General features: G+C 39.6%; 10 protein-coding genes and 1 riboswitch. Of the genes, 2 read left to right on the forward strand and 8 right to left on the reverse strand.

Annotation, left to right across the window (positions count from 1 at the left end):
- Positions 1 to 17: 17 nt before the first annotated feature.
- Together CXF89_RS03590 and CXF89_RS03595 are read right to left on the reverse strand one after the other, a co-directional pair.
- Positions 18 to 992, reverse strand: a complete 975-nt coding sequence (locus CXF89_RS03590) for an aldose epimerase family protein (protein ID WP_101216852.1) — start codon at positions 990 to 992, stop codon at positions 18 to 20.
- Between the two features lie 200 nt (positions 993 to 1,192).
- The gene (locus CXF89_RS03595; RefSeq protein ID WP_024589549.1) at positions 1,193 to 1,591 is read right to left on the reverse strand and encodes an acyl-CoA thioesterase; all 399 of its coding nucleotides are present in this window, start codon (positions 1,589 to 1,591) and stop codon (positions 1,193 to 1,195) included.
- Positions 1,592 to 1,624: 33 nt separating this feature from the next.
- Between CXF89_RS03595 and CXF89_RS03600 the strand changes: the two genes are divergently transcribed.
- On the forward strand, positions 1,625 to 2,329 hold the full coding sequence (locus CXF89_RS03600) for a 2OG-Fe(II) oxygenase (RefSeq protein WP_101163268.1): 705 nt from the start codon (positions 1,625 to 1,627) through the stop codon (positions 2,327 to 2,329).
- 20 nt (positions 2,330 to 2,349) lie between these two features.
- On the opposite strand, the gene CXF89_RS03605 is transcribed toward CXF89_RS03600, so the two are convergent.
- From CXF89_RS03605 to CXF89_RS03630, 6 genes are all read right to left on the reverse strand, one after another.
- The gene (locus tag CXF89_RS03605) at positions 2,350 to 3,585 is read right to left on the reverse strand and encodes a cysteine desulfurase-like protein (RefSeq protein WP_121953815.1); all 1,236 of its coding nucleotides are present in this window, start codon (positions 3,583 to 3,585) and stop codon (positions 2,350 to 2,352) included.
- 9 nt (positions 3,586 to 3,594) lie between these two features.
- Positions 3,595 to 4,227: a 2OG-Fe dioxygenase family protein gene (locus CXF89_RS03610; RefSeq protein ID WP_007579988.1), complete on the reverse strand. Its 633-nt coding sequence runs from the start codon at positions 4,225 to 4,227 to the stop codon at positions 3,595 to 3,597.
- Positions 4,228 to 4,427: 200 nt separating this feature from the next.
- On the reverse strand, positions 4,428 to 7,025 hold the full coding sequence (gene acnB / locus CXF89_RS03615; protein WP_007579986.1) for a bifunctional aconitate hydratase 2/2-methylisocitrate dehydratase: 2,598 nt from the start codon (positions 7,023 to 7,025) through the stop codon (positions 4,428 to 4,430).
- 292 nt (positions 7,026 to 7,317) lie between these two features.
- The gene (locus CXF89_RS03620; RefSeq protein ID WP_024597215.1) at positions 7,318 to 8,373 is read right to left on the reverse strand and encodes an OmpA family protein; all 1,056 of its coding nucleotides are present in this window, start codon (positions 8,371 to 8,373) and stop codon (positions 7,318 to 7,320) included.
- Positions 8,374 to 8,769: 396 nt separating this feature from the next.
- The gene (locus CXF89_RS03625) at positions 8,770 to 10,179 is read right to left on the reverse strand and encodes a protein adenylyltransferase SelO (protein WP_121953816.1); all 1,410 of its coding nucleotides are present in this window, start codon (positions 10,177 to 10,179) and stop codon (positions 8,770 to 8,772) included.
- A gap of 11 nt (positions 10,180 to 10,190) precedes the next feature.
- Entirely contained in the window at positions 10,191 to 10,886 is a 696-nt protein-coding gene (locus tag CXF89_RS03630; protein WP_121953817.1) for a DNA-3-methyladenine glycosylase I, read from the reverse strand.
- Positions 10,887 to 11,078: 192 nt separating this feature from the next.
- Positions 11,079 to 11,278: riboswitch (Lysine riboswitch) on the forward strand.
- A gap of 190 nt (positions 11,279 to 11,468) precedes the next feature.
- Between CXF89_RS03630 and dapA the strand changes: the two genes are divergently transcribed.
- Complete coding sequence (gene dapA / locus CXF89_RS03635) at positions 11,469 to 12,353, forward strand: 4-hydroxy-tetrahydrodipicolinate synthase (protein WP_024589542.1); 885 nt, start codon at positions 11,469 to 11,471, stop codon at positions 12,351 to 12,353.
- Positions 12,354 to 12,358: the final 5 nt, after the last annotated feature.

A 12,358-nucleotide genomic window follows, 5' to 3' on the forward strand; every position in this document is an offset into this window, starting at 1 on the left:
ACATTAGAATGCTGTATTCACTCAGAAAAAGAGTAAATAATAACCTGTTCGTAATCCTCTCCCGGTAATAAATTAGCTTTTGGAAAATTTTCACGATTTGGCGCATCTGGCCAATTTTGCGCTTCAAAACACAAAGCTTGTCGTGCTTTAAAAGGCGCACCTACAAAGTTAGCGGTGTATAACTGCATGCCTGGCTGCGTACTTTTAAGGGTTAAACTAACGTTCGTGTGTGGCGAAGTTAATGTAGCCATCGTCTTTAAACTGCTGTCATCATTAAAAATATAGCAGTGATCAAAGCCATTTCCAGCTTCTAGTTGAGGATGAACGGCGCTTAAGGCCTCACCAACTTGAGCTGGCTTAGTAAAGTCAAAGCAGGTACCGGTGACTGATGCAGATTCATTAAGTGGAATACTAGTTGTATCAATAGGAAGATAGTAATTGGCATTAACTTGAACAAGGTGTTCATTAATTGATTCGCTGCCATCAAGATTAAAATAGCAATGGTTGGTAAAGTTAACGAGCGTTTCTTTATTGGTTAGCGCTTTAAAGTGCAGAGTAAGCTCGCCGTTTTTAGCGCTAATCGTTTGCCAAACCTGCAACTCACCGGGGAAACCTTGTTCGCCGTCGGGCGAGCAATAATAAAGTTCAACTTCACTTTCAGTTTGTTTGGTTACTTGCCAAAGTACTTTATTAAAGCCTTTAACGCCGCCGTGCAGGCTATTAGGGCCGTTATTTGCTTCTAGTTGATACTGCGTACCAGATAAGTTAAAACGCCCCTTTGCAATGCGATTAGCGTATCGACCTACTGTAGCGCCAAGATAAAATGGGTTTTCAAGATAGTATTGAGGATCATCGACGCTAAGCGTCATTTCTTGTTTTTTAAATTTAATGCTTTTTATTATTGCGCCAAATGGCAAAATTTCAGCTGTTAAATTTTGACCATCACTGAGCTGAATAACTTGTAAAGGTTGGTTATTGGCAATAGATGTCACACGCATTCTCCAATCAAATTACCGAATTAACATTTCCTGTTATAACGGCGCAACAATATATAATATAAATAGTATATAATTGAAGCCTGTAACTCAATCTAAATACGTTGAAATTTCTCGACAAATATTTACAGCTGCCATCATATATTTACAATAATTCAGCTCAGTATGGGCTTATGTAAAATATAAGCCTCGTAAGGTTAACTGCTTTGGTAAATATGCTCGTTAAGCGCTGCTTTTTCGTCAATGCTAAGCGCTTGTTTTGATTTAGCAATAAAATCATACCTCACCATAACGGCCTTACCTATTGCGCAGCATTTATCGTGTTGCCATGCTTCTTGCCTAAGCGTAAAAGAGCTAGTGCCTATATGCTCTACAGAGGTTTTTACGGTCACTTCGTGGCCATAAAATAATTCGCCTACAAACGACACTTCAACTTTGGCGATAATCAATTTCCAATCATGTGGATTTAAGTCCGGTGTAAAAAACTTAAAAATAGGTCCACGTGCGACTTCAAACCATACAGGTAGTACGGTATTGTTAATGTGTCCGAGTGCATCTGTTTCGCTAAAGCGCGGCATCACTTTTTCAATAAACATAAAAATCCAATAATAATTATATAAAGGTAAACCATGACGGACTTTATACGCGTTGTTGATAACGCATTAAGCGATGAGTTTTGCGATGAATTTATTTCCACATTCGCGCAAAGCCCGCATGTAAGACAAGGGGTAACATCGGGCGGTGTCGACTTAAAGAAAAAAGACAGCCACGACCTACACTTAAATAATCACCCCGAATATGCACAACAATTAAAACATATACAACAAACGACTGCACAGCATGTTTTTAAGTATGTTGAAGAGCATATTTTTATGATGATTGGGGCGTTTGGCTTAAAGGTCTATCACCCAAAAACAGGTGAAGTAGTCGATTTAACCCAAGAGAATTTTGAAGAAGTGGGTAAACCGCAATTGCCTTTGCTAGTGCAGCAAATTTTTAGACTTGGTAATATTCAAGCGCAAAAATATGAAGTAAACAAAGGTGGCTACCCTTACTGGCACAGTGAAGTTTATCCGCAGCTACAGCACAATGAAGCTTTGCATCGCGTGTTGTTATTTATGTTTTACTTAAACGATGTAGAAGAAGGTGGTGAAACGGAGTTTTACTATCAAAATCGTAAAATAGCACCTAAAAAAGGCACTATGGTAATAGCTCCTGGCTACTTTACACATACCCACAGAGGCAATAAGCCAGTATCAAACGATAAGTATATTTTAACATCGTGGGTGTTGTTTAATCGTGCAGAACAAATATATGGTGCGCCAAAGAGTTAGCGCACCAAAATCAGTATTATTTAACCGAGCAGTTCATCAAATAAATTAAACAACTGATCTAGCTCTTCAATGGTGTTGTAGTGCATACAACCAATGCGCACTACACCGCCTTTATCAAGCACATCTAATTGCTTGCACAAACCTTGCGCGTAAAAATTACCATCCCACACACAAATATGCTGCTTACCTAAAAATTCTGAAACGGCGCGTGGCTCAAGCCCTTCAAAAATTAAAGCAAAAGTAGGTGTACGCTCATTTAAGCGATCAAAGTCATCAATACCAAACAACTTAATGCGTGGGTAGTTTACCAAGCGCGTTAAAAAGTGCTCACTAAGCGCCATTTCGTGTTGTTTAGTTTTAGCAAAAGCCACACTTAACTTTTCGCGGCGTGAATGGCTATCGTCAAGTTCGCTAATTGCTGCAATGTAATCAACAGCCGCGATAAAACCCGCCATGGCTTCAAAGCTTTGTGTGCCGGTTTCCCAACGACCTGGTGCTACGTCTTTAGCTGGCTCAACTTTATAAGGCGTAAACCCGTCTAAATGTTCTTTTTTACCGTAAACCATACCTAAATGCGGGCCAAAAAACTTATATGCAGAGCAGGCTAAAAAGTCGCAATCAAGTGCTTGTACGTCTACAAGTTCGTGCGGTGCGTAATGTACGGCATCAACATAAACAAGTGCGCCTACAGCGTGAGCAAGCTCAACAATACGTTTAATATTATTAATTGAACCTGTGGTATTTGACGCATACGTTACCGCCACAAGCTTAGTGTTGCTGTTTAATAAGCTTTCAAACTGCGCCATATCTAAGCTGCAATCTGCTTCGTTAATAAGCGCTGTATTTACCTTTACGCCTTTATCTTCTGCGGCTTGTTGCCACGACGATACATTTGAGAAATGATCGGCATTGGTTACAATTATTTCATCGCCAACCTGCCAGTCGCGTGAAATTGCACGACTAAAGCTAAATGTTAGGCTGGTCATGTTTGGACCAAACACAATTTGTTGTGAGCTAGGTGCATTAAGTAAGTCAGCGGCGGCTTGGCGCGCATTCGCCATCAACTCAACCGTTTTATCACTAGAAAAAAACGCGCCACCTAAATTCGAATTATAATGACCTAAATAAGCTGTCATCGCATTAAGCACCGATGTTGGTACCTGCGAGCCACCTGGTCCGTCTAAAAATATTGGCGATTTACCATCAACGTTTTGCATTAATGCAGGAAACTGCTCACGTAATTGCGTTATGTTCATGCTTATTCCTTAAGACGTTAATACAAAACAATCCAGGTAACCTGGTTTGCTAGCATCAATTTTGTTCATAGGTGTTGCGTTGTGCCACACTTGACGGTCGTTTATTAATGCAAACATGCCGTCTTTTATTTCCATTTTAAAACAAGGCTCAGCTTGCTTGTTTTCGTATACAAGTAGCTCGCCGCCTTCTAAGTTTTCATGAGAAACGCCGCATATACATACATGATCAAAACCATCTTGATGTACGCCTTCTGGCGCTGCCGGCGTATCGCTGTTAATTGCAAGCATACGGAACTGATGAATTTCAATATCACGCTGCTCATCAATACCGGTAAGTTGGCGAAACTCATTTACAATGCTTTTCATGCCTTCTGACTCAAGTAAACTTTGCTCTAGGTTTTCGTAAGTACGCTCTACATTACCTTGAAAAGTATTAATTGAATCATCTTGAACAAATGCTTTGGTTTGTTGTAACTTTATTTCACCATTTTGCATTTTAACTACTGAGTAACGACGTTTACGAAAGGCACCATCTGCATATGGATTTGCAGGCAGGTTATCAAAAGAAGGCTTAACCAAATCAATATTTGCTTGGTTAACAAAACGTAGTTGCAGTAAATTCTGGTTGTTTAATGCTGTCATAAAATCTCGCCTAAAATAATGAGAATATTGATGAGGATTTTAATGCATTTTGATAGGAATTTTTGCGCGATTAATTACTTTAAAAGTAACTTAAGACTAGATTTAATACAATAATATAAAAAAAGAAGCATGAACTATCTAATATTTATTTTAGCCAATAAAAAACCCGCCTAAGCGGGTTTTTAAACAAACTCTAAAAATTATACAGCTTGTTGAATAATCACGTTGTCTGCTTTTTTAGTGTAAGCAGGCATACGGTGGAAGTTCAAGTAACGGTATGTATCTGACGCCGTTGCATTGATCTTCGCAGCATATTCTTGGTACTCAGCAACTGTTGGTAATTTACCAATGATTGCAGCAATTGCAGCAAGCTCAGATGATGCTAAGAATACGTTTGCGCCATTACCTAAACGGTTAGGGAAGTTACGTGTAGAGGTAGACACAACCGTTGCTTTATCTGCAACACGTGCTTGGTTACCCATACATAGTGAACAACCTGGAGTTTCGATACGTGCGCCAACACGACCAAAAATACCGTAGTAACCTTCTTCTGTAAGTTGGTCTTTGTCCATCTTAGTAGGTGGAGCAACCCAAAGCTGAGTCGGAAGTTGACCTTTAAAGCCATCAAGCAACTTACCAGCAGCACGGAAGTGACCAATGTTAGTCATACAAGAACCGATGAATACTTCATCAATTTTCTCGCCAGCAACATCAGAAAGAAGACGCGCATCATCTGGGTCATTTGGAGCACAAAGAACAGGTTCTTTAATCTCAGCTAAATCAATTTCAACGATATGCTTGTACTCTGCATCAGCGTCAGCTTCCATTAGTTCTGGGTTAGCTAACCAATCTTGCATTGCAGTAATACGACGTTCAATCGTACGTACATCGCCGTAACCTTCAGAAATCATCCACTTAAGCATAACAATGTTTGATTCTAGGTATTCAGAGATAGACTCTTTAGATAACTTAACAGTACAACCTGCTGCCGAACGCTCTGCAGATGCATCTGATAATTCAAACGCTTGCTCAACAGTTAGGTGCTCAACGCCTTCAATTTCTAGTACGCGACCAGAGAATTCGTTAATTTTACCTTTTTTCTCAACTGTTAATAAACCTTGTTTGATACCGTAGTAAGGGATTGCATGAACAAGGTCACGTAGAGTGATACCTGGTTGCATTTCGCCTTTAAAACGAACCAAAATAGATTCAGGCATATCAAGCGGCATAACACCCGTTGCTGCTGCGAATGCTACTGCACCCGAACCGGCTGGGAATGAAATACCTAATGGGAAACGTGTATGTGAATCACCACCAGTACCTACGGTATCTGGTAATAACATACGGTTTAACCACGAGTGAATAATACCATCACCTGGACGAAGTGAAACACCGCCACGGTTCATGATGAAATCAGGAAGCGTATGGTGAGTGCTTACATCGATAGGCTTAGGATAAGCTGATGTATGACAGAAAGACTGCATTGTTAAATCTGCAGAGAAACCTAAACATGCTAGATCTTTAAGTTCGTCACGTGTCATAGGACCTGTTGTATCTTGCGAACCAACAGTTGTCATTTTAGGCTCACAGTACTGACCTGGGCGAATACCTGCAACGTTACATGCTTTACCAACCATTTTTTGCGCTAGTGTGAAGCCTTTATCAGAAACTTCTGTTGCTGTTGGTACTTTAAATGTATCAGTTGCGCCTAAGCCAAGAGATGTACGCGCTTTATCAGTTAAACCACGACCGATGATTAGTGGAATACGACCACCAGCACGAACTTCATCTAAAATCACATCAGATTTAAGCTCAAAAGTAGAAATCACTTTATCAGTACCATGTTGCTTAACAACACCTTCGTACGGATAAATATCGATTTGCTCGCCCATGTTGAGTTCATCAACATTTAATTCGATTGGTAATGCGCCTGAATCTTCCATTGTGTTGAAGAAGATTGGAGCAATTTTATTACCTAGACATACACCGCCAACACGCTTGTTTGGTACAAACGGGATATCATCGCCCATAAACCAAAGTACAGAGTTAGTTGCAGACTTACGAGAAGAACCCGTACCAACAACATCACCTACGTAAGCAAGTGGTAAACCTTTAGTTTTTAATTCTTCAATCTGAGTAATTGGACCAACTTCGCCCGCTTTATCAGGTGTAATACCATCGCGTTCAATTTTTAGCATTGCTAAAGCATGAAGTGGGATATCTGGACGAGACCATGCATCTGGTGCAGGAGACAAGTCATCAGTATTTGTTTCGCCAGTTACTTTAAATACAGTAACTGAAATCTTTTCAGCAACAGCTGGTTTATTAGTAAACCATTCTGCATTTGCCCAAGACTCAATAATTTGCTTAGCGAATGTATTACCTGCTTTTGCTTTTTCTTCTACATCGTAAAACGCATCAAACATAAGTAATGTATTTGAAAGGCCTTTAACTACGATTGGTGCAAGTGTTTCGTCATCAAGTAGGTCAATCATTGGTGCGATATTGTAACCGCCCAACATTGTACCTAATAATTCTGCCGCTTTTTCTTTAGAAACAAGTGGAGAATTAGTTTCACCTTTAGCTACAGCTGCTAAGAAGCCCGCTTTAATATAAGCAGCATCATCAACACCTGCTGGTATACGCTGAATGAACAAATCTAAAATGAATTCTTCTTCACCTGCAGGTGGAGTTTTGATTAATTCAATAAGATCAGCAGTTTGCTGAGCATCTAATGGCGCTGGTACGATACCTAACGCGGCACGTTCTTCTACGTGTTTACGATATTCTTGTAGCACAATATTGCCCTCTTGGTGACGTGAAAGTATCCGGTAGCGCTTCAAGCGCAAATAAGTTACCCAATACTTATAGTATTCTAACGCGTAATTATAAAGCTTTTATGGATAGATGAAAATCCATCCAGTTACGCAACTGATTATACCGATTATAAATACTATGAATAGTGGTTGTAGTAAAAACTATTTTCATGAATACTTGTTAAGTAAGAATCATTACCATTAACCAATATTAATTTATTACAGGCATAAAAAAACCCAGCACTTGGCTGGGTTTTTATTACAAACTATTTAATTAACGTAAAACTTTAACGTTTTTGATAGTTTTGATATGCGCTTCTACACGGCGGTTTTCTGCGTTTGCAGCTTTAGTGTTTGCATCATTTTTAAGACGCTCTTCACCTAAACCAACTGTAGTAATACGGTCTTTAGCAATGCCATCAGAAACTAATTGCTTAGCTACTGCATCAGCACGTTTTTTAGATAACCATTTGTTGTAAGTTGCTTTACCTACAGAAGAAGTGTGACCTTCTAAAAGTACTGTTGTATCTGGGTACTCTTTTAAGAATGCAGATACTTTTTCAATATCGTTTAAGTACTGAGTAGATACTGCTGAAGCATTGTTAGGGAAAGTCACTAATAAGCTTACAGTTACTTCTTTATCTTCATATAAAGTACAACCAGTGCCATCAACTGCATCAGTCATAGGTGTGTTAGCACACTTATCATCTGCATCAGCAATGTTGTCGTTGTCGCTATCTGTAGGAGCTACAGCTACTTCAACAATTTCTGGAGCTGGTTTAACTGGCTCTACAGGAGCTGAATTTTGGCCGAATAAGTAGTTAATACCAATTTTAGCGCCTACATCTGTGTAGCCACGGTCAAGACCTTGGTATACAGCTGTTTCAGCATTTACAAATAAGCCATCTGTAATGAAATGTTGGTAACCAACACCTGCATTTAAGAATGTGTTGTCATCTACTACGTCCATTTCTTTAATACCGAAAAGACCGTAGAAAGGACCACCATTTAAATGGTAAAGAGCATCAATACCGTAACGCTCGCCATCAATACTGTTGCGGTTGCCAGCAACTTTATCAAAAGCATTAAAATCCATATCTGCATATTCAAGACGTGCGCTCCAGTAATCACTGAAACGGTAACCGGCTTCAACACCCCAGCCAGTTGATTCATTTACGTCAAGACCAGCTTGAGCACGCATGTTTTTCCAAGATGCGTCATAGTAGTCGCCAAATGCGCCAATGTAGAAACCTTCTTCTTTATCAGCAGCGAATGTAGATGCGCTAGTTGCAGCCAACGCGATTGCAATTGTAAGTGATTTTAATTTCATTGTTTTCTTCCCATTTGAACAATTTTAAATTGTAGCTAATCGATACTAGCTCAATCAGTTTTATATAGACTAACTGAGCCTTTGTTAATCAATACTTAACGAAAAATAAAGTTTATAACTTTTTTCTATGCCCAGTCACAACACACATCCACTTACTATAGGCGAAATTAAAACTTTATTGAAAAATAAATATAGTAGTTTTTTGTAAATTAGTACTTAGCAAGGAATGTAAGAGCAATTAAATTAAATGCACTTATAAATGTAAATGCAAAGAAACATTGCTTGGCTTTAATTCGGCGCATAATACCACCAGAATTAACATTCCCCTAGATATATGCGCATGTTTGATTAAAAAATGACTCTTTTTAATCATGTGGTTATATTTAAAGTTAAGAGTTAAGTACCACAAAAAGTCTGGTAATCATTCTCATTTATCGGCGTAGCTTGAAATTCTGATAATTTTTCACTGTCAGAATACGGGTTACTGGCTATTTTTATAAAGCGCTGTAGCAACTCACTAGACCCAGTAGCGTTATATTGTGCAATTATTTCTTCGATCACATGATTACGCGGTATTACACGAGGATTTGCAGTTCTCATTACTTCATAACTATTATCGTCGGTTAAGCTTACCCACTTAGCTCTCCATTCAATTAGCGACTCTGGTATTACTACTTCTTCTTTTAAGGATTCAGTAAGCGCATCAAAAGTATTGGTGTAATCGAGCTGGTTATCTTTTAATAGTGTTAACAACTCTGCGATTAACTCGCCACTACTATTGCAAGATTCATTTAAACCCAGTTTTTGTGCCCACATAGCCGTAAACTCAGTATTAAATTGCTCAGCAAAGCTATTAATGTATGGCGTCATTAACGAAACAGCTTGTTCGTCATCATCGCTGATAAGCAGTATTAAACTCTCAGCTAAACGAGCACAGTTCCAGTTAGCTATATTAGGTTGATTACCAAATGCATACCGACCTTGTTTGTCGATAGAGCTAAATACAGTATCAAAGTCAAAGCTATTCATCATGGCACACGGGCCGTAATCAATGGTTTCTCCGCTTACTAGCGTATTATCGGTATTCATTACTCCGTGAATAAAGCCAACACGCATCCAGCTCACAACTAGCTTAACTTGGTTTTTAATCACAGCGCCTAAAAATGCTAAATAGCGCTGCGATCCTGTATCTGTTATTTCTGGGTAGTGTCGCTCTATAGCTAAATCGGCTAAATTTTTAAGTCCTTCAACATCGCCTTGCGTCGCTAAATATTGAAACGAGCCAACACGAATATGGCTCGTTGCTAAACGAGTCACTATGGCGCCCGCTTGTGGCGGATTACGATAAACCGTTTCACCACTACCAACAACCGCTAAGCAGCGTGTGGTTTTAATGCCTAGTGCATGCATTGCCTCGCTCATTACGTATTCACGAATAGCAGGACCAAGTGCACAACGCCCATCTCCCCCTCTTGAGTAAGGAGTAGCACCAGAGCCTTTTAATTGAATATCCCACAACTGGTTTTTATCATCATTAATAGCGCCCAGTAAATGCGCTCGCCCATCGCCTAAACGTGGTGAAAAATGTCCAAATTGGTGCCCAGAGTAACCAAGTGCTACTGCAAGAATCGCCTGTTTTTCGTTACCGCTAAAAGTGCTAGCACGCAAATCAGCTGCAACGTTAATATTAAACTCTTTTGCTAAGCTCTCGTTCCACAGTAATAACTGAGGAAAGGCAACACTTGCAGGGAAATCTTCTATCGCAAAGTTTTCCGTAATGTCTGTGTATCTTGGCACTAATTTCATGGTAATTCCTATTATTGCTGACTTATACCAACACGGTTGTCACCAACGCCATAAGCAACAATTAAACTTAACTCTTGCATACTTAAGCCGCTTTGCTTTTGCATTTCATTAAAAAAAGCTTGGGCAGCACTCAGTGATTTTTTAGTTTGTAAGCCGCCGTCTATAATTTTACGAGCACGTAAGTAATTCTCTACATCGCGTGATAGTAAAAAAGTATCTTTACCAAGTGCTCGTAGCGCATAAGGTCCTGTATTTCCGCCTAAACGCGAACCATGTTTTTTTAAATACGCCCATAAACCAATAATATCGTCTGCTGGCCAATTAGCGACAAACTGGCTAAAACTGCCATGTTCCCCTGCTATTTCGTGGATCATGTAAGCATTTTCGGTAATTGTTTTTACTTTTTTATAGTTACGAACGATTCGCTCATCCGTTGCTTTTTGTTCCAGCATATCAGGTGGCATCATTAATAACTTATCAACGCTAAAATCCCAAAAAACCTCTCTAAAGCCTGGCCACTTATTATTAATGACTGACCAATAAAAGCCGCTTTGAAATACTTTTCGAGTAAATTCCTCAAGCCAATCGTCGTCACTTAACGTGCTTAGTTGTTTTTTAGATAGCGGTTTTGCAAGTAATAACTTAAGCATTTTTTCGGAGCCTTTTCGCTCTACCGCTCGCTTATAAATATCGCTAAATTTTTCCATACTAATTAAATACCTCACTACTTATATTGCTAGTGTACGAGAAAAGCACCCAATACGTAACCACTCCCATTATGGATGAATGAATATGCATTTAGTCGCTTGACACCTAGACGGCTAAAATGCTTTAATCGCCGTAATTACCCTATTTAAATTGCACAGGTTTGTAAGTTTTTACTCTACAAACAGGTGTAAAGGGCTAGAAGAGGTGCGTTATTCAGGTAGCGTATGTTAGGAGCGCAAACTCCAGTGAGCATACGTGAGGGGAATTAACGCCGAGAAGTAACCACTTTTGCGAGGTGTTTATTTCGGGCGACTAGGTTGAACCCTAGCGACTGTCACCAATAGCTGCTTATAAAAGCAGCTTATTAGTTTGGTGGAGAGCTTCTGGTCTTAAATATTAAGGCCGTGCGCCCTATTATTTTAAGCCCATTCGCTCTTCGAATTATTAGTTCGAACGACGTTAATGCGGCTCCTTCCATAAAGCTTTTTAACTCTTCGAATAATACCAATTGCATTAAATTAGTTATCGCTAAAATGATCACGCTTTTAATAAAGTTGGTACAAATTATAAGTTCGTGAGAGATGATCAACAACTTCAATTTAAACGACTACTCATTGTGGACCGCGCTCGTAACGCCATTTGATCAACACGGCGATGTTGACTACAACACGTTAACTAAACTGGTTAGCAATCAAGAAGCAGCGCATAACGGTATTTTACTACTTGGCAGCACGGGCGAAGGTTTAGCACTAACACTAAAAGAGCAACAAGCCATTGTTGAACACGTATGCCAGCTAAAACCAGCAGTACCACTCATGGTTGCTGTGGGCGGTAGTAACTTAAAGCAACAAATTGAGTGGGTTAACTACTGTAATACACTCCCAATTCATAGCTTTTTACTTGGCTCACCGCTTTATGCAAAGCCTGGCGCTATAGGTCAAACTCATTGGTTTGAAAGCCTACTTAATGCAAGTGTTCACCCGTGTATGCTTTATAACGTACCGGGTCGAAGTGCTGTTAGCATTCCAACGGCAACAATTCAAAACTTACAAAATAATAAAAATTTATGGGCGTTAAAAGAAGCGAGCGGCAGCATTGCTCAGTTTGAAGCTTATCGCCAAGCTGCACCTAATTTAGCTATTTTTAGTGGCGACGATGCGCTAATGCCTTATTTTGCTCAAGCTGGCGCAAAAGGGTTAGTGTCGGTAGCTGCAAATGCATGGCCCGCACAAACTCACGAGTTTGTTAAACGCAGCTTAAGTGGTCAACACCCTAATTTATTTGCCCAGTGGTCAAGCGCTATTAATAGCCTATTTGCTGTTGCAAACCCTATTCCCGTAAAGGTATTGATGCATTTGCAAGGTCGCTTAAGCAGCCCGCAACTTCGTCCACCTTTAACACACCTTGAGTTAACTCAAACCGATTGCATCACAACTGCAAACAACACCATTTTATCTTGGCATTAAATACA

The organism is Pseudoalteromonas sp. MelDa3 (genome assembly GCF_002863625.1).
Lineage (GTDB): Bacteria > Pseudomonadota > Gammaproteobacteria > Enterobacterales > Alteromonadaceae > Pseudoalteromonas > Pseudoalteromonas arctica.